The organism is Flavobacterium sp. 38, assembly GCF_057799715.1.
This window is the reverse complement of record NZ_JBYNWZ010000001.1, coordinates 416,127-433,962: the sequence shown is the minus strand read 5'-3', so window position 1 is coordinate 433,962 and position 17,836 is coordinate 416,127. Positions and strand designations below refer to the sequence as shown.

Below are 17,836 nucleotides of genomic sequence, written 5' to 3'. Positions count from 1 at the left end.
AAAAATTTAATATTAATTATTTTGCGTTGCAAATTTAGAATTAAATAAATTAATTCCTACCTTTTTCATTAAAATACAATTCGTTTAACGGCTCACTTTGCCAGTATTCCTTGGTGTCGACGTCTAAAATTGTAAGCGGACCTCTAAATGCGGCACCCGTATCTACATTCCAGACACAAGCTCTATTTACAGGAACCGTTTCGCCGATTCGAGTAACTGGAGTGTGGCCAATATAAACTTCCTTATAAACGGTAAATCTTTTAGGATAGTGTAAGTCGTCTTCCTTTAATTTTGGGTCTAATGATAGAGCCGTTTCCCAAAGTGTTCTATCCCAATAAAATAGCTTCGAGAAATATTCCCATTTTACACCATTCAAATTGGTAAAACCAGCATGAACAAACAAACGATTTTGATCGTCAAGATAATAATCCTGAAGATTTTCCAGAAATTCGATATGAGCTCTTTTTTTGTCTTCAGAAATTTTGGCGTAGCCTTCAACAGTGGCTTTACCGCCATGTTTGTACCACATTTCTTCATCAAAATCATCGTTTCTTTCTTCTAGCCAGTCCAAAGCAAGCTGGTCGTGGTTTCCTCTTATGCAGATGCAGTTTTGTTTGCTTTTTAAATCAATCAAATAGTCAATTACTTCAACAGACTGACTCCAGCCGTCAACGTAATCGCCCAAAAAAATTAGAGTATCTTCAGTAGTAACTTTGGCTCTAGTTAAAACTTGCTCAAGTGCAAGTAATCCGCCGTGTATGTCACCTATAACAAATGTTCGCATTATTTAATTTTTCGAGTAGAAGAACAAAAATAAAAAGAATAATTGGTTTGAACTCATCGAATTCATATTCTTTAAAAATTGATATGATTTATAACTGTTTACAGCGCTTTTTTATTGTTTTTACTCTGTAAATTTGCAATATGTCTGAAACACCAACATATCGTAAAATTATTCATATTGATATGGATGCATTTTATGCGTCGGTAGAGCAGATGGACAATCCAGAATTAAGAGGAAAACCAGTAGCCGTTGGCGGTTCAGAGAATCGGGGCGTGGTTTCGGCGGCAAGTTACGAAGCCAGAAAGTTTGGCGTTCGAAGTGCTCTCAGCGGAGCTTTAGCCAAAAAATATTGTCCTGAAATTATCTTCGTTCGACCAAGATTTGATCGTTATAAAGAGATTTCATCCAAAATCCATAAAATTTTTCACGATTATACCGATTTGGTCGAGCCTCTTTCGCTTGACGAAGCTTATTTGGATGTAACTCAGAATAAAAAAGGAAATCCGAGCGCAAGTCTTTTGGCGCAGGAAATTCGAGCAAGAATTTTGAATGAAGTAGGGCTGACGGCATCTGCAGGAATTTCGATCAATAAATTTGTGGCTAAAATTGCCAGCGATTACAACAAACCAAACGGACAGAAAACGGTAAATCCGGATGAAGTAGAAGCTTTTTTAGAAGATCTTCCGATTCGAAAGTTTTATGGAGTTGGGAAAGTGACTACAGAAAAAATGTATCAGCTCGGAATTTTTACTGGAACCGATTTGAAAAGCAAGTCTTTGGAGTTTTTAGAAAAGCATTTCGGAAAATCGGGAACGTTTTATTATCACGTCGTTCGAGGCATTCACAACAGTGAAGTAAAACCTTCCCGAATTACTAAATCGGTGGCCGCAGAACATACGTTTAATGTGAATTTGTCTTCTGAAATTTTTATGATGGAGCAATTGGAGCGTATTGCAACTTCGCTTGAAAAACGGTTGCAAAGGCATAATATCTCTGGAAAAACCATTACACTCAAGATTAAATACAGCGATTTTTCGCAACAGACAAGAAGCAAAACCTTGCCTTATTTTATTTCTGATAAAAGTTTGATTATGGAAAATGTGGAGGAATTATTGTATCAGGAAAAAATGAAAGATTCCGTTCGGCTGCTTGGAATTTCATTGAGTAATTTGAATACCGAAGTAAAAAAGGCAGTTGTAGTACAGTTAAAGTTTACGTTTTAATAACAATTTTTAAAAATTCAAAATAAGATGTTGACTGTGAATAGCAAGATTTTTCTCCTATCTTTGAGAAAAAAGATTTATCTATCTCATTGTTTTATATGAAAAGTAAAAATTCTGATGATGTGCAGCAGCGAAATTCAGTTCCAATTCTAGCTTGGGATTTTCATTACGAATACCTTAATGAACTAAAAGCCCTAAACGCTGATTTGAAAAGAGTAAGTAAAATCTCTGACGAATTTACTTGGGATGAAAAGAAGCTTAACATTCAAGAAAGAATTAAAAATGAAGTAGTTGTAGTAACCGATTTGAATTTGAAAATAGTTTTCGCGTCAAGCGGAATAAAAAAAATGACAGGTTATAGAGAAGAAGAAATCTTAGGCAAAACCCCAAAAATGTTTCAGGGCCCGGCAACTTCACAAAAGGATTTAAAGGAAATTAGAGAAGCGTTAAAAAAGAAAATCCCCTTTGAAAAAACACTCGAAAACTATAGAAAAAACGGCAATACGTACAAATGTAAAATTGATGCCTCCCCAGTTTACAATCTCAAAGGAGAAATTTCGCATTTTATAGCCTTCGAAAAACAGGACATGAGCGCATAAGTTTTGCCACAAAGGCACTAAGACGCAAAGAATTTTTTAAAGATATGCTATAAAAAAGCAAAAACCGCCTTTTGGGCGGTTTTGCTTTTTTATAAAAACTTTGTGACTTTGTGCCTTTGTGGCAAATGCTTATAGATTGGCAAAGAAATCATTTCCTTTATCATCAGTGATAATGAAGGCTGGGAAATCTTTAACAGTGATTTTACGAACCGCTTCCATTCCTAATTCTTCAAAATCAACCACTTCAACTTTAAGAATGTTGTCTTGCGCCAGAATTGCAGCAGGACCTCCGATAGAACCCAAGTAGAATCCGCCGTATTTGTTGCAGGCATCAGTAACTTGTTTGGTACGGTTTCCTTTTGCCAGCATAATCATACTTCCGCCATTTTTCTGAAATTCATCAACATAAACATCCATACGTCCCGCAGTTGTAGGGCCGAAACTTCCAGAAGCCATTCCATCTGGAGTTTTTGCAGGACCGGCGTAGTATACTGGGTGATTTTTGAAATATTCTGGCATTGGTTTTCCTGCGTCTAACATTTCTTTAATTTTTGCGTGAGCGATATCTCTCGCCACAATTACAGTTCCGTTTAGTTTTAAACGCGTTTTAACTGGATATTTAGAAAGCTGAGCCAACATATCTGCCATTGGCTGATTTAGATCAATTTCTACAGGAGCTTCTAAATGTGGAGCTGTTTCTGGTAAAAATTGTTTTGGATTTACTTCTAACTGCTCAACAAAGATTCCGTCTTTCGTAATTTTTCCTTTGATGTTTCTATCTGCAGAACAAGAAACTCCTAATCCAACTGGACAAGAAGCCGCGTGACGAGGCAGACGGATTACACGAACGTCGTGCGTGAAATATTTTCCTCCAAACTGCGCTCCAATTGCACTTTCTTGGCAGATTTTCTGAACTCTTTCTTCCCATTCGTGATCGCGGAAAGCTTGACCAGCCATATTTCCAGTTGTTGGAAGATTGTCATAATATCCAGCAGAAGCTTTTTTGACAGCGCTTAAGTTGGCTTCAGCAGAAGTTCCGCCAATTACCAAAGCTAAGTGGTAAGGAGGACAAGCCGAAGTTCCTAAATCTTTGATTTTAGTGCGAATGAATTCATCTAAAGATTTTTCATTCAAAAGCGATTTAGTTTGTTGGTATAAATAAGTTTTATTTGCAGATCCACCACCTTTTGCCATGAACAAAAAGTCGTAAGAAGTTCCTTTTTTAGCATAAATATCAATTTGCGCCGGAAGATTTGATCCTGAATTTTTCTCTTCAAACATCGAAATCGGAACGATCTGCGAATAACGTAAGTTTCTTTTTTGATAAGTATTAAAAATTCCGCGGCTTAACCATTCTGCATCATCAACACCAGTAAAAATGCTTTCGCCTTTTTTAGCCATTACAATTGCAGTTCCAGTATCCTGGCAGCTTGGTAACTGACCTTCGGCAGCTACAGATGCATTTTGAAGTAAATTGTAAGCCACAAAACGATCATTGTCTGTCGCTTCTGGATCGTCTAGAATTTTTCTCAGTTTTTGCAAATGCGTCGTTCTCAACATAAACGAAACATCAGTCAAAGCTTCTTCAGCCAATAGTTCTAAACCTTTTGGGTCAACGGTTAAAACTTCACGTTCTCCAAATTGCTCCACTTTTACAAAATCAGAAGTGATTTTGCGGTACTGCGTATCATCCTTTAAGATCGGATAAGGATCTTGGTATATAAAATCAATCATTAGTTTTGTTTTTTTACAAATTTAGAAATTATTTACTAAGAAAGAATTTGAATAAGGACTCTGTAGCTAGTTTTTATTCTATGGTGTTAAATTGATCAAACGTCATCTTTTTTTCGAAGTAAGGTTTATCCTTCGCAGAAAGAAGCATCTTTTTCCATTTGTTGTCTTTTAATTCGAAAGCAATAGAATCAGAATATCTTAGAATTCCCATGTCTTGATTTTCGTTTTCATCATCTGGAACAAATGCAACAGTTTTGCAATAAAAAGATTTTGGTTCAGAATTCTTTTCTGGATTAATGATTTCCAGCCAATTACCCCAACCACTGTCCGACATCGTATTCCATTGATGCACTAATTGAAGATTTTTGTTTTTGATATAATATAAATAATTTTCATGCGAATAGCCACATGCCGGGTAGCCGACAGAAATCTGTAAAAAAGGAGAATTTGTAAAATTTTCCGATGTTAATCCGTAAGAAGCAATCCATTCAGAACCTTTTTCGAAACCTTTAATTGCAATTTTTGAAGAAGCTGTTTTGGTTTTATTCTGATAAAAATCTAATCGGTATTTTACAGAAACGATACTGTCTTTATCTGCCTGCTGTTCTACCAAATGTGCTAGAATATAATCTGTGGCAGATTCTGTCCCGTCCATATAAATGGCAACGGTATCAGTTTTAATGATTTTCTCATCATTTGTAACCGGCAAGGTTTCGTGATTTTCAAGTATTTCTGCAATTGGTGGTGCAGCATCTGTAGGTTTTGTTTTCTGGCATCCGATTAAGAGCAATACGAAGAAGAGGGGGGCTATTTTCATAATGTTTACGTTAGATTTTCAAATATAAATTTTTCATCGTAATCAACATTAAATTTATTTAGAAAATTTAGATATTCATCATTAAAACTTTGTTTCTTGTGATGTTCTTTTTGATTTTTAATGTATTTGTAAACAGAATCAATTTGAGATTGACTATAAGAGAAAACACCGTAACCGACCTGCCACGAAAATTGAGATTTCGTTAGTTTATTGTCATTGATGTATTTTGAAGATTTTGCTTTGACATTTTTAATGAGATCAGATATGGTAATTGTTGGTTTTAGGGCAACTAAACAATGTACATGATCTTCAACACCATTTACAATAATGCTTTTGCAACCATTTTCGTTAATTAAATTGCCAATTACGCCAAGTAATTCAGATCTCCAGCTTTCTTCAATTAAAGCATTTCTATATTTAACTGCAAAAACTACTTGAATGTAGACTTGATGATAGGTATTTGCCATGTTTTTTTCTGGCAAAAATAAATGCAATAAACATTATTTTGTAATATTTAACTTTCTTTTTTTGTTGATTGACATATTTCGTTATCTCCACGGATTAAAATCCGTGGCTACAATATGTAACGTTCCTACGGAACTCTTGAATTGCTGTCATTTATGATCAACGGATTAAAATCCGTTGCTACAATATTTAAACGTTCCGATGGAACTTTTGCAAATTGTTTGCGCAAAGAAAAGAGCCGTCGGCTCGAACAATTTTGTAGCCCCGGATTTTAATCCGGGGAAGCGTTCCAACAATCTTTAAATCTGGATTTTAATTCGGGAAACGTTAGAAAAATTTTGTAATCTGGATTTTAATCTGGTATGACGAAATGATTTATATTCCCAAAATTAAAATTTGACAATGCTAAAATGCTAAAAAAACCAAGTCGCCACAAAAATCGCCGTAATCACGCAGATCAAATCTACCAAAAGCATTGTTCCTAGTGCATAACGCGTGTTTTTGATATTAACAGAACCAAAATAAACCGCAATTACATAAAAAGTGCTTTCGGCGCTGCATTGGAAAATACTGCTCAATCTAGCGGTTAAAGAATCGGCTCCAAAAGTATTCATCGAATCGATCAAGAATCCTCTTGAACCTGCAGAACTGAACGGACGAAGCATGGCAACAGGAAGCGCATTCGTAATTTCTTTGCTTACGCCTAAATTTGAAAAGATAAATCCGATGGCGTCACTGATAATTTCAAATAATCCACTATTTCTAAACAACGAAATCGCCACCAACATTCCTAAAACATAAGGAAAAATAGTAACTCCAGTTTTCACGCCGTTATTGGCACCCACTACAAAAGTGTCAAAAACCGTTGTTTCTGCTTCCTTAAATTTTTTCTCATGTACAAATGAAAAAATTAAAGTAAATGCAATAATCGCAATTAAGATTAATCCAGAAAGGTTAGAAGTAAAGTAATTTTTTCCGATCAGATCTAAATGATTCACATACATCAGCAGACTCACAATAGCCGCAATCAAAACCATTAAACCAATAAGAAGTGAAGCACTTTTGAAATTGATTTTTTGTTTTATTCCAACAATTAAAAATGCTGCAATAGTTCCGATAAATGAAGTTATGATACAAGGCAGCATCACATCGGCCGGATTACTTGCGTTTGCCGCCGCGCGATAACCAATAATTGAAGTCGCAATTAAAGTTAATCCAGAAGCGTGAAGGCACATAAACATAATTTGCGCATCGCTCGCTTTGTCTTTTTCGGGGTTTATTTCCTGTAAACTTTCCATAGCTTTCAGTCCAAATGGCGTTGCAGCCGAATCCAATCCCAAGAAATTGGCAGCAAAGTTCAAGGTCATATAGGATATTGAAGGGTGATTTTTCGGAATGCTTGGAAACACTTTTACAAACACCGGACTTAAAGCTTTAGCTAATTTTCCTGAAGCTCCAGAAACAATTAAAAGTTCCATTAAGCCACAGAAAAAGGCTAAATATGCAATAAGAGGCAGAATTAAATCGACCAAAGTGCTTTTACAAGTTGGCAATAAACCGTCAGATTTTTGAAGTCCGCTGTAAATTTTTACCGTTTTGTTTTTGTAAACATAAGTAGTGTCGGCATTTAGCGTATCACGATTGATAATCATGGTCTGATCTGGCGCCTTTTTTATGCTGTCTTTTAAGAAAGCAGGAAGTTCTTCGACGTATTTTTCAGAAACTAAAATAGGATCGTCTTTCTTTCCATTTAAAATAGAATCAATAGTATACGTATTGGCAGTAAACAAACTGACTACAATAAAAACAATCGAAGAAATAAAAATCGCTAACCAAAATCTGCTTAATACCATAATTGTAATTTTTTGTAAATGTAATTATTTAGCAATAATAAGCATAAAGATTCTGTTTCAGAAGAATATTTGATGCTTTGGATTTGAAATAATTGATTTAAAAACTTGAATTTTGGTGTCGCTCCGCTGGAGCTTCTGTTAGAGAACGGATTTAATTTCTATAAATATGTCGCTCTTCCAGAGCTTAGTTTCAGAATATAAATAGCTCTGGAAGAGCGACATATTTATAGAAAAGGCTTAGTCACAGAATAAAAAGCTCCAGCGGAGCGACACATTTAGCACTGCTTTCAAATCAAGAAATAACAGCTTTAGTTTCTAAATATGTTTCAAAAGATTTAATTCCTTCCAAAAGAACCTGTTTTTTGTTTACTTCTATTTCATTGAAAAAATCTGTTTCTATTTTGACATGATCCTTTTTGATGGTTCTTTTCCAGATGCCAATTACTTTTCCGTTTTCTAAAATAATAGGTTTGAAAATCCCATTATTAGTAAAAACTTTCGATTGATGTTCTGTATTAAATGAAGCTTCGCGTGTTTTATACGAAATTAGAATCTCATCAAAAGAGGGAAGAAAATGTACGCTTTCGCGAAAGTTATCCTCGTCTGTAATGTCCTTTTTAAACCAATATTGCTGATTATCAATGGTGACTTTACTTAATTGTAACTCAATTGCACTAATGGCTTTTTGGCAAATTGTAGGTGGAAAACCTGACCACCACGAAAAATCAAGCACTGTTGCTGGGCCGTGACTTTCAAAATAACGTTGGGCGAGTTTTGCTAAGGCTTCTTCTTTTGTCAATTTAATTTTTGTTTTCGGAACTCTTTCTTCAAGTAAAGCATAAGTCATTTGTTTGCCTTTCATTTTGCCATTGCAGACCAATCCATCCAGTTCGGCATTCATCATAATCGCAGCACTCAGGAAATCGTCGCTGGAAGTTTTCTTGATTCCAAGTTCCTGCATAATTTCATCTCGAGTCAAATGATTGTTTCCTGCTAATAGTTTTTCGATAGAAGCATTCGCCTGATTCAACTTTTTCTCATCATAGCCAAATTTTTTAGCTCCAGAAGCCGTAAAACGTTTTACTTGTGGAGCAGAAAGATCCAGCATCCAATAAATGTCATCTGGAGAAACAAAATGCCAAGTCGGACGCAGAATATGGGTTCGAATAATTTTAGCCGAATCTATAGCTTCTTGAATCTCTCTTTCTGAGGAATCACAACGCGAACCAATTGCCCATTTTGCCATGGCGTAATCCTGAGCTTGCATAGCGCCAAAGTGCTTTACAATTTCCTGTGGCAAACAAGAACTTGATTTATAAAGTTTTTGAGAAACCAGACGATAATGTGAAATTTCAGAATGTACCACAATTTGATTTTTTAGAATAGAAAATTAAAAAAGAAGACAATGCCAGTTGCTGAATAACTAATATGTAAATGCCATATTTTAATTGACTTTGATTAAAATAGATAAAATAAACAGAAGAAAGTAAACACAAGCTAATCAATACATATGTTAATTTATGCTTTTTGAAATGAAAAGAAATTATTTCAAATAAAATAGAAATGGGAAGTAAAAAAATGATAATAAGATCTATTGTTTCCAAATAAGGATATCTCATAAGGTAAATGATATTTTCACTAATTCCTTTCATATATTCAAAATAATTTGTTGAATATGAGTAAGAAGTGTGTGTTGTAGAGTTGTTAAGAAATGGGAAAAACAAAATTCCAATTGCAGATATTAATAAAATATAAATCAATAGATTTTTCATTTTTGTCCTTTTTTAAACGATTATTAAGTTATATAAGTTCATTGACGACTTTGTCCCTTTGTTTCTCTGTCCCTTTGTCCCTCCAATTAGACATGAATAATTTCATCCTCAATCAATAAATCTTCTCGGCGTAGACGTAAGAATATCTGGGCAACAGCAATCGTATCTTTTTCGCAATACGTAATAATTCGGTCAATGTCTTTTTCGACATAATAGACATGTGCAACCTGGCTTCCGTCAATATCGCCTTTTGGCGATGGTACGCCTAAAATCTTGGTGAGCAGTTTTAAAGAAGTAAAATGTTTATAATCTCCAAACTTCCATAACTCTAAAGTATCCAGATGTGGAATCTCCCAAGGCTTTTTTCCGAATAAATTCAGTTTGTCTGGAATTGGCAATTGATTGATGATCATTCTTCGGGCAATAAACGGAATATCAAATTCTTTCGAATTATGTCCGCAAAGCAAATGCTGCGGCTGATTGAAATGATTATTAACCAAATTGCTGAAATCTTTTAGGATTTTCTTTTCTTCACCAAAAAACGACGTCACTCTAAAATTTCGAACATCACCTTTGATGGTAAAAAATCCAACAGAAATACAGATTATCTTTCCAAATTCAGCCCAAATTCCGGCGCGTTCGTAAAATTCTTCTGGAGTAAATTCATCTTTACGCTGATATTGCGTTTTCAAATCCCAAAGCGATTGCATTTCCGCGTCAAGCGAATTGAAATTCTCTTCTTCAGGAACGGTTTCTATATCAAGAAATAAAATGTTATTGAGGTTTATTTTTTCAATCATAATTTTGCTGTGGGTTTTCGCCACGAATTCACGAAAATTATACTATTTTTTATTTGATATAAATGTACACAAATTTGATCTCAATATTTTTTGAAAGTACAAATTGAATGTATTTTCTTATTTATAAATTTTTAGAACAGTAATTAATACGCGATGATTAAAAAGAAAATTCGTGAATTGCTTTCGCCTATTCGCTATCGCTCGGGTCGTGGCCAATAAAACTAAAATAAACTTTGCTGTTGAGAAGGACTTTCATGTTCCAAAAGCCATTTTTTGCGCGACAGTCCACCGGCATAACCCGTTAATGATCCGTTTGTGCCAATAACGCGATGGCAAGGAACCACAATCCAAAGCGGATTTTTACCATTTGCCGATGCTACAGCACGAATGGCTTTTACATCGCCCAATTTTTTGGTTTGATCCATATAACTCACCGTTTTTCCGTACGGAATTTCTAACAATGCTTTCCATACTTTTTGCTGAAACTCGGTTCCCTGCGGATTCAGTTTAAGATCAAAATCGGTTCTTTTGCCTTCAAAATATTCGTTTAACTGTGAAACGGCATCTTGTAAAACTTCAGGAATAGTTTCTGAAACTTCATTCGTGCCAACGTCAGAAACAGAAATTACAGCAATACCATTTTCATCTCCAACAATTTTGGTGATTCCTAAAGGCGAGTTGATGAATGCTGTTTCCATAAATTTCTCGGTTTCCAAAACCATATAAGTTATATAAGCAAATTTAAGTTTTTCTAAACTCTTTTCATAAACTTACATGACTTATATGGTTTAATATTGATCCAGCTTAAATTTATGATTTAAGAGTGTTTCAATTTTTTCACTTGAAATTTCCTTTTTAATATTTGATTTTTCAGAATTGAATTTTGGAGCTGATAGATTCATTTCAATCGACTTTTGAGTATAATACTCCTCTCTTGTGGGATGAAACGGAGCAACAGCATTAAAAATCTCATTCCATTTGGATTGATTTATAATTTCTTTTATGATTTCGATGCAATCATTGTGATGAATCAAATTGATCGGTGCATCTGGGTTTTCCAGATTTTCTTTTCCAGCGAGAAACTTTACAGGATGCCTGTCTTCACCAATTAGTCCGCCGAAACGTAGAATTGTGGTCTCGAAGTTTTGATTTTCTTGAAGAAGCTTTTCTGCTACAACTAATTGTTTGCCACTTTCAGTATCTGGATTCGGAATCGTTTCTTCGGTTACAAAACCGTTATCATCGCCATAAACAGACGTTGAACTTACAAATAGTACTTTCTTAACCGTTGATTTTTCTATAAATGGAATTAGATTCTTGATTTTTTCTACAAAAGCTTTCTTCTCAGAGTTAGGATCGGCCGCTCTTAATTTTGGCGGAATGTCGATAATTAGAATTTCGCTTTCCGCTAAAAAAACGTTGATATTTTCAGAAACTGAATCACTTTCAACGGTTACCAAAAATGGATTTATTCCAGCATCTTTTAAAAGCGAAAGTTTATTTTCTGAAGTTGTAGAGCCGTTAACAGAATATCCTTTTGCAATTAAGTTTTTTGCTAAAGGAAGACCGAGCCAGCCACAGCCTAATATGCTTATTTGTTTCATTTTTTTGTTTTGAGGTGCAAAGATACAAAGGGACAGAGGTTCAAAGTCTTTTGTTTCACGCAGATTTAAAAAGATTTTTGCAGATTTATTTAAATTATTATCTGCGTCTATCAGCTTAAATTTTTTAAATCTGCGTGAAATAAAATAGCGACTTTGCGAGATTAAATTTCTCACAAAGTTAAAGTAAATCACACTTTGTCTTTTCTTTTTATGCCTAATTTGAGAAATAGAGTGTTGTAAGTTTGGTGGTTATGCAACTGAAAGCATAAAAGGAAAGGTAGAAGGTTTAAAATTTGAATGTGCCTGCTAAAAATAAAAAAAGCAGACTTTCTAATTAAAGTCTGCTTTTCTAATATTTCTATTATTGTATTTATTCTTGAATAGGTGCAGGTTTTATAGTGTCTTTTGATACAGCCAAACTATCTTTTACCACAACTGGCTCAAGAGGTTTTACTGGAGGAGTATATCTTTTGATTTTCTGCTGAATTAGAACGGCGTCATTTAAAACAAAAGGTGTCGGCATCATCCAGTTTTGTCTTGGTTTGACGTTTAATAATGGATTGCTCATTAAATCGAATGAACTTTCGATTAAATCCATATCAAAAATAGATGATTTATTGATGTAGAATTCCATTTCAAGCGGTTCATTTCCTACAACATAGTAACATAAAATTTTACTGTCCTCTCTTTGAAGACGATTTCCTTTTTCGCCAGAAGTTGCCACTCCATTTGCTTTAAAGTTGTAAAACGTCATTTTCGGATTAGCATAAACGTCGTAACGGTTTACTTTTCTGTTTGGAGTGATTTTAATTTTTAAATATCTATTATTTCCAATAACACTGTCTCTTAAAAACTGAATTGTCGGTTTTGGAACTTCAACAACAGGAGCAATAGCGCTATACGTAAATGTCGTGTTATATTTGCTTGACAGCGGCAACGTATTTAAACCAACGGCTTTTTGATTGCTTTCGCCTAAATAAGATTTGGTCCATTCGTCCAAATTAGTATCATACGTTGTCCAAACAGCAGAATTGTTGTCGGCATTGTAAACGTATAATAAACTATTGGATTTGGCTTTGCCATATTCGTAGCCAGAATGATAGCCAGCGTAAATGAAAAATGAAATAGAAGCAATAAAGAAAACAATAATCCAAGCTCCTTTTTTGGCAAAGGCACCGAATATTGGCAATAATAATCCGAATAGTAAAACGGTTAAAATTGCGCTTCCAAAAAGTATTTTAAGTCCTAATCCGATTGGGAACATTACAATAAAAGGCGCAACAATTGCTAGAGCCGGAATACTGAAAAGTAAATTCATTCCTAAGCTGTAATGCTGTGTGAAAACAAAGATTCCGAATAATAGAATTCCGAAATAAACTGGGATAATTAAGAAACCAGCTCCTGTTAAACTATTGGCTAAAAATGCGTTGATGATAATCCAAAGCAATAAAGGAGCCACAAAATGGTTCATTGTAATTTTAGCTTCAGAAAAATGATGGTAGAAAGCAAAGCAAATAGCAATGCTTAAAGTGACAAACGCGCCAATATATGCATGTCCGTTATACGTAAATCCGTTTAGAAGATCAGAATATTGCGGATAAATTTCAAGAATAAGTTTCCATCCTAAAAATGTTACCAATCCAGCAATTATAATAGATCCTAAAAGAGGAATAAAACCTTTGAAAATTTCTGTGAAAGTGATGATTCTCTTTACTTTTCCAACAAAAATGAAGATAAATAATAAACCAAAAGCAATTAGCGTCATTGGCATTACCCAAGTAAACGGATAACTGATGAATGAAAAAGGAGCGCTGAAATAAACATCGTCTTCAGTAGATTCCGTTTGGTTTAAATCAATATTAGAAAAATACTTTAGCAAAGGCATAATGTAAGTGCCCTGGTGCGCTAATGTCGTTTTGTTTAAATGCTGAATATCGTCTTGCTGTGTGTGATAGTTGAAGTGACCATCGATAAACGCGAAATTGAATCCCTGAATGTTAGCTTGCTCTCTAAAAACGGTCAAATCAGTATCATTAGGAAGCATTTTGTAAATACTATACATCAAAGAATTTGAAACTGGGTGAGAAGGTTTTGCTTTTGTAAATTCCTTAACCAAAGCTTCATTTCCTTTATTGGTTTCCATCAGCATGTAGCTTGGGCCAGAAGTTCCTCTTGCTTCAAAGTTTAAAACCAGACCAACGTCTTTTGCCCATGGGTGTTGGTTTACGAATAAAGCAGCTCCGTTTAATCCTAATTCTTCTGCATCAGAGAATAAGATGATAATATCGTTTTTTTGAGGATTTTTGGAATATAAAAAAGCACGTACACCTTCTAAAATTGTGGCAATTCCCGAAGCATCGTCGCTAGCACCTTTTGAGAAAGAATGCGGTGCACTGTCATAATGAGAAAGAAGTAAAAGCGCTTTGGTATTGTTTGTTCCTTTAATTCGAGCCAAAATATTTTTTGACTTAACCAAAAGACCTTTATCATTTAGAGTAAAACCTTCCTGAACACTCGTTTCCAAACCAATTCTGTTTAATTCCAGTTTTAGATAATTGGCAACAAGTTCGTGATTTGTCGATCCGACATAGTGCGGTTTCTGCGCAATAATCTCAACCTGATGGAAGGCTCTTTCAGTAGAAAACTCCGCAAGTGCTTCGTCGTCTTTAGAAATTCCTTGCGGCATCATCGTGGCGTATATAATGCCAAGCAAAGCTAAAACGCAGGTTATGGCTAGAATTGAGGTTTGGTTTTTTCTCATGGTAAAATAATACTAACTATATTTCTTTTTTAACAAGCATAAAATAATCATTGTCCAAGGAACGATAGCCCTGATCGTACAAGAAGTAATATGTATTTCCTGTCTTGGTTTGCAAAATGTTTGTAAAGAACTCAAAATCAAAACCTTTTGTTAATAATTTATCTCGTGAAGCTTTCGATTTTCCTTCTACATTTAGCTCTGCCAAAATACGGTAATTTTTGCGTAACTTGTTGTTTATATTTCGCATGAAATTCGTACTATCTTTATTTATTTTGTTATTGTACGCATTTCGACAACTGTCGGAACAGAATTTTTTGTCTTCACGTCCGAAAATTTTAGCGGAACATTCCAGGCATGTTTTCATGAATTCAATTTTTTAATTTCATAAAGGTCAGATCTACGGTCTTTTAATGTTTTTACGCTTCCATGTTCATGAAGCTCTTTCAATAGATTCAGATCAACATCCACAATTAATGTCATTTCGGTGTTTGGAGTAGCTTCCGCTTTAATTCCATTACTTGGAAAAGCAAAATCTGAAGGCGTAAATACAGAAGACTGCGCATATTGAATGTCCATATTGTTCACTTTTGGAAGATTTCCAACGCAACCTGCTATGGCTACATAACATTCGTTTTCGATGGCGCGTGCTTGCGAACAATGTTTCACACGTGTATATCCATTTTGAGTATCTGTTAAAAATGGCACGAAGAGAATATTCATTCCTTCATCGGCCAAAAGCCTGGAAAGTTCTGGAAACTCCACATCGTAACAGATTAAAATTCCAATTTTACCGCAATCGGTGTCAAAGGTTTTAAATTGCGATCCGCCTTTCATTCCCCAATGAATAACCTCGTTTGGCGTGATATGAATTTTGGTATACATTTCTGAAGTTCCGTCTCTTTTGCACAAGAAGCCAACATTGTAAAGATTTCCACTTTCCATGTATGGCATACTTCCGGTGATAATGTTGATATTGTATGAAATAGCAAATTCTTGAAACTTCTTTCTGATAGGATCAGAGTGACGGGCCAGTTCACGAATAGCTTCTGCTTCAGATAAATGATTATAATCGGCCATTAGCGGCGCGATAAACAATTCGGGAAAAAGTGCAAAATCAGATCCGTAACCCGAAACGGCATCGATGAAAAATTCGGCTTGTTCAAAAAGTGCTTCGACATTATTCAGCGGACGCATTTGCCATTGAATTAATCCTAAACGAATGATGTTTTTCTTCAGATTTATCAGTTTCGGACTATCATCGTAATAAATATTATTCCATTCGAGCAAAACTGCGAATTCTTTCGATTCTTCATCGCCTTCCAAATAATTTTTGATGACTCTTAAAACGTGAAAATCATTGCTTAACTGGAAAGAAAGCACAGGATCGTACAATTCCTTAGTACGAACTTTTTCGATATAGGCTTTTGGAGACATTTTTTTGGCATGTTCCCTGTAATTCGGAATTCTTCCTGCAAAAACAATTGCTTTTAAATTCAGCTGTTCGCAAAGTTCTTTTCTGGCATCGTATAATCGGCGGCCTAAACGCAGACCGCGATAATTTGGATGAATAAAAACATCTATTCCGTATAAAATTTCAGCATTCGGATTATGAGTAGAGAAGGTATAGTCACCACTAATCTGCTGGTAATTGTGTCTTTTTTCTACTAATTTTTCATCGACAATAAGCGATAATGCAGAGCCCACCACCTTTCCGTCAACTAAAATCACCAACTGGCCTTCTGGAAAAATAGAAAGCAATCTTTCTATATCATCAGATCCCCAATACGAATCGGCCATTTCTGGATACGATTCAATCATTGATTTTTTTAATTGTTTATAGTCCTCAATTTCAAGATTTCTTAACTCTACTTTTTTAATTTTTGTCTGCATATCGTAAGATTTATCTCAAATATACAAAAAACAATTTCCATTTACAAACGCTTACAAATAGTTACAGTCGATAGTAAACAGTTAACAACCGACTGCCGATGCTGAGGTTTCTCATCTTTGCACTGTTGAATTTGAAGAACAATTCAATTTATTAATAACACTAAAATAATATACGCCATGAAAAACAGAGTACAGCTAATTGGGAATGTAGGAAACGATCCAGAAGTTAAAACATTAGAAAACGGAAGAAAACTAGCGCACATCACAATCGCAACAAAAGATTATTACAAAAATGACAAAGGTGAACGTGTAGAACAAACCGAATGGCATCGCATTACTGCTTGGGGCAAAACGGCAGAAATTATCGAAAAGTTTGTTGTAAAAGGAAAAGAAATCGGGATTGAAGGAAAACTGACGCATCGAAGCTACGATGATAAAAACGGTGAAAAACGCTATATAACCGAAGTGGTGGCAAATGAAGTTTTATTGTTGGGAAAATAATGTTTTAAGTTTCAAAATCCCAAATTCCAATATATTGGGCGTGCCACCATCCCGATAAAAGGGCCAAATTTGCTTAAGCTTATTCGCCCTTTTACCGGGATGCTGTCGGGCTATCCGCTCCACCGCGGTGGATTGCTTCTATCCCTCACGCAACCGGATTTTAAGAACAAATAGTCCCTAATCTTCGTCATAAACATATTGATTCATTTAGAAGCTTTGTCAAAGTTTTAAACTTTGACAAAGCTAATTTCGACAGAAACCCGACAGTTCCGAAGCCTCGTGAAAAAATCTGTCGGGTTAATGTTTTTATAGAACCGAAACCCCATTAGTATCTGTTGTGAGCACTTCGCTCATATAGTCAAAAAATGGACGCATGTTTTTGAAAGCGTCCAAAGCGAGTTCTAAAAATTGCGGACTCAAAACTTCTTTGTCTGTAAAACGTTTTATAACCAAAAATTGTTTGAAACGAAGCAAATCAATAGCAGGATGATCAATATCGAAACCTTTTGGTTTAGTTTTGAGCTGTTCTCCTTGCAAAGTTCCAAAATTGGTAACGAATGATTTTGAATTTAAGATTTTCTGAAAAGTCTCTGGATCGTTGGCAAATTCGGTTCTTATTCGTTTTAAATCTGCCGCATTTGGTCCCCAAAAACCGCCTGCGAAAAAGCTGTTTCCTTTTTCTAAGTGAAAATAATAACCACCGCGTCTTGCTGCTGTGGCACGCGTGTAACTGCCGCCCCAAAATGTTTTAAAAGGAGTTTTATCTTTAGAAAAACGAATATCACGATAGATTCTGTAAACGCTTTTTTTTCCTGAAGCATTTTCTAAAACATCAGTTTTGGAGAGTTCTTTCAGTAAAGCGCCAGCAAAATTTTCGATATGATTGAGTTCGATTAAATATTGTGCTTTATTGGCTTCAAACCAAGGTTTGTTGTTGTTTTCTTTTAGCTCGACCAAAAAATCAAGACTAGATTTAGGTATTGTAAAATCGTTTTTCATAATGGAATTTAAAAATCGAAAGTGGACTGCAATT

Annotated in this window: 16 protein-coding genes; 3 read left to right on the top strand and 13 right to left on the bottom strand. The window is 35.0% G+C overall.

The genetic code is table 11. The features are described 5' to 3' along the window. Positions 1 to 49 precede the first annotated feature (49 nt). Positions 50 to 784, bottom strand: a complete 735-nt coding sequence (locus AC3E9W_RS01840) for a metallophosphoesterase family protein (RefSeq protein WP_306153817.1) — start codon at positions 782 to 784, stop codon at positions 50 to 52. Between the two features lie 140 nt (positions 785 to 924). Between AC3E9W_RS01840 and dinB the strand changes: the two genes are divergently transcribed. Both dinB and AC3E9W_RS01830 read left to right on the top strand, forming a co-directional pair. Then, a complete protein-coding gene (gene dinB, locus AC3E9W_RS01835; RefSeq protein WP_488766519.1) occupies positions 925 to 2,007 on the top strand; it encodes a DNA polymerase IV in 1,083 nt (360 codons plus the stop codon). Positions 2,008 to 2,105: 98 nt separating this feature from the next. Beyond that, the gene (locus AC3E9W_RS01830) at positions 2,106 to 2,606 is read left to right on the top strand and encodes a PAS domain-containing protein (protein WP_306153813.1); all 501 of its coding nucleotides are present in this window, start codon (positions 2,106 to 2,108) and stop codon (positions 2,604 to 2,606) included. Positions 2,607 to 2,735: 129 nt separating this feature from the next. Here the strand turns inward: AC3E9W_RS01830 and AC3E9W_RS01825 are convergent, their stop codons facing one another. The 11 genes from AC3E9W_RS01825 to AC3E9W_RS01775 all read right to left on the bottom strand — a co-directional run bounded on the left by AC3E9W_RS01825 (position 2,736) and on the right by AC3E9W_RS01775 (position 16,302). Beyond that, positions 2,736 to 4,340 (bottom strand): fumarate hydratase, encoded by a 1,605-nt coding sequence (locus tag AC3E9W_RS01825; RefSeq protein ID WP_306153811.1) that lies wholly within the window; start codon positions 4,338 to 4,340, stop codon positions 2,736 to 2,738. Positions 4,341 to 4,413: 73 nt separating this feature from the next. Next, on the bottom strand, positions 4,414 to 5,157 hold the full coding sequence (locus AC3E9W_RS01820; protein WP_306153809.1) for a hypothetical protein: 744 nt from the start codon (positions 5,155 to 5,157) through the stop codon (positions 4,414 to 4,416). 5 nt (positions 5,158 to 5,162) lie between these two features. Continuing rightward, positions 5,163 to 5,624 carry an IS200/IS605 family transposase gene (gene tnpA, locus AC3E9W_RS01815; RefSeq protein ID WP_488766516.1) on the bottom strand — a complete coding sequence of 154 codons (462 nt, stop codon included), beginning with the start codon at positions 5,622 to 5,624 and terminating at the stop codon, positions 5,163 to 5,165. A gap of 411 nt (positions 5,625 to 6,035) precedes the next feature. After that, positions 6,036 to 7,475, bottom strand: a complete 1,440-nt coding sequence (locus tag AC3E9W_RS01810; RefSeq protein WP_488766515.1) for a nucleoside recognition domain-containing protein — start codon at positions 7,473 to 7,475, stop codon at positions 6,036 to 6,038. A gap of 292 nt (positions 7,476 to 7,767) precedes the next feature. Continuing rightward, positions 7,768 to 8,841, bottom strand: a complete 1,074-nt coding sequence (locus tag AC3E9W_RS01805) for a winged helix DNA-binding domain-containing protein (protein WP_488766513.1) — start codon at positions 8,839 to 8,841, stop codon at positions 7,768 to 7,770. Positions 8,842 to 9,333: 492 nt separating this feature from the next. Next, complete coding sequence (locus AC3E9W_RS01800; protein ID WP_488766511.1) at positions 9,334 to 10,047, bottom strand: 3'-5' exonuclease; 714 nt, start codon at positions 10,045 to 10,047, stop codon at positions 9,334 to 9,336. A gap of 221 nt (positions 10,048 to 10,268) precedes the next feature. Next, positions 10,269 to 10,745: a methylated-DNA--[protein]-cysteine S-methyltransferase gene (locus AC3E9W_RS01795; RefSeq protein ID WP_488766510.1), complete on the bottom strand. Its 477-nt coding sequence runs from the start codon at positions 10,743 to 10,745 to the stop codon at positions 10,269 to 10,271. A 90-nt stretch (positions 10,746 to 10,835) separates the two neighbouring features. Beyond that, positions 10,836 to 11,651, bottom strand: coding sequence for an SDR family oxidoreductase (locus AC3E9W_RS01790; protein ID WP_488766508.1), 816 nt, complete (start codon positions 11,649 to 11,651; stop codon positions 10,836 to 10,838). Positions 11,652 to 12,021: 370 nt separating this feature from the next. After that, a complete protein-coding gene (locus AC3E9W_RS01785) occupies positions 12,022 to 14,412 on the bottom strand; it encodes a M28 family peptidase (RefSeq protein ID WP_488766506.1) in 2,391 nt (796 codons plus the stop codon). Between the two features lie 16 nt (positions 14,413 to 14,428). Next, complete coding sequence (locus tag AC3E9W_RS01780; protein ID WP_306153792.1) at positions 14,429 to 14,776, bottom strand: hypothetical protein; 348 nt, start codon at positions 14,774 to 14,776, stop codon at positions 14,429 to 14,431. After that, positions 14,773 to 16,302, bottom strand: coding sequence for a bifunctional GNAT family N-acetyltransferase/carbon-nitrogen hydrolase family protein (locus tag AC3E9W_RS01775; RefSeq protein ID WP_306153790.1), 1,530 nt, complete (start codon positions 16,300 to 16,302; stop codon positions 14,773 to 14,775). The genes AC3E9W_RS01780 and AC3E9W_RS01775 overlap by 4 nt, the downstream gene beginning before the upstream one ends. 177 nt (positions 16,303 to 16,479) lie before the next feature. On the opposite strand from AC3E9W_RS01775, the gene AC3E9W_RS01770 reads away from it, so the two are divergent. Continuing rightward, the gene (locus tag AC3E9W_RS01770; RefSeq protein ID WP_488766505.1) at positions 16,480 to 16,803 is read left to right on the top strand and encodes a single-stranded DNA-binding protein; all 324 of its coding nucleotides are present in this window, start codon (positions 16,480 to 16,482) and stop codon (positions 16,801 to 16,803) included. Between the two features lie 306 nt (positions 16,804 to 17,109). Here the strand turns inward: AC3E9W_RS01770 and AC3E9W_RS01765 are convergent, their stop codons facing one another. Then, the gene (locus AC3E9W_RS01765) at positions 17,110 to 17,802 is read right to left on the bottom strand and encodes a DUF2461 domain-containing protein (RefSeq protein WP_488766503.1); all 693 of its coding nucleotides are present in this window, start codon (positions 17,800 to 17,802) and stop codon (positions 17,110 to 17,112) included. Between the last annotated feature and the right edge of the window lie 34 nt (positions 17,803 to 17,836).

Excerpts from the sequence above, each read along its gene's own strand:
- AC3E9W_RS01840 (WP_306153817.1), bottom strand. The coding sequence starts at position 784 with ATGCGAACATTTGTTATAGGTGACATACACGGCGGATTACTTGCACTT.
- dinB (WP_488766519.1), top strand. The coding sequence starts at position 925 with ATGTCTGAAACACCAACATATCGTAAAATTATTCATATTGATATGGAT.
- AC3E9W_RS01830 (WP_306153813.1), top strand. The coding sequence starts at position 2,106 with ATGAAAAGTAAAAATTCTGATGATGTGCAGCAGCGAAATTCAGTTCCA.
- AC3E9W_RS01825 (WP_306153811.1), bottom strand. The coding sequence starts at position 4,340 with ATGATTGATTTTATATACCAAGATCCTTATCCGATCTTAAAGGATGAT.
- AC3E9W_RS01820 (WP_306153809.1), bottom strand. The coding sequence starts at position 5,157 with ATGAAAATAGCCCCCCTCTTCTTCGTATTGCTCTTAATCGGATGCCAG.
- tnpA (WP_488766516.1), bottom strand. The coding sequence starts at position 5,624 with ATGGCAAATACCTATCATCAAGTCTACATTCAAGTAGTTTTTGCAGTT.
- AC3E9W_RS01810 (WP_488766515.1), bottom strand. The coding sequence starts at position 7,475 with ATGGTATTAAGCAGATTTTGGTTAGCGATTTTTATTTCTTCGATTGTT.
- AC3E9W_RS01800 (WP_488766511.1), bottom strand. The coding sequence starts at position 10,047 with ATGATTGAAAAAATAAACCTCAATAACATTTTATTTCTTGATATAGAA.
- AC3E9W_RS01795 (WP_488766510.1), bottom strand. The coding sequence starts at position 10,745 with ATGGAAACAGCATTCATCAACTCGCCTTTAGGAATCACCAAAATTGTT.
- AC3E9W_RS01790 (WP_488766508.1), bottom strand. The coding sequence starts at position 11,651 with ATGAAACAAATAAGCATATTAGGCTGTGGCTGGCTCGGTCTTCCTTTA.
- AC3E9W_RS01785 (WP_488766506.1), bottom strand. The coding sequence starts at position 14,412 with ATGAGAAAAAACCAAACCTCAATTCTAGCCATAACCTGCGTTTTAGCT.
- AC3E9W_RS01780 (WP_306153792.1), bottom strand. The coding sequence starts at position 14,776 with ATGAAAACATGCCTGGAATGTTCCGCTAAAATTTTCGGACGTGAAGAC.
- AC3E9W_RS01775 (WP_306153790.1), bottom strand. The coding sequence starts at position 16,302 with ATGCAGACAAAAATTAAAAAAGTAGAGTTAAGAAATCTTGAAATTGAG.
- AC3E9W_RS01770 (WP_488766505.1), top strand. The coding sequence starts at position 16,480 with ATGAAAAACAGAGTACAGCTAATTGGGAATGTAGGAAACGATCCAGAA.
- AC3E9W_RS01765 (WP_488766503.1), bottom strand. The coding sequence starts at position 17,802 with ATGAAAAACGATTTTACAATACCTAAATCTAGTCTTGATTTTTTGGTC.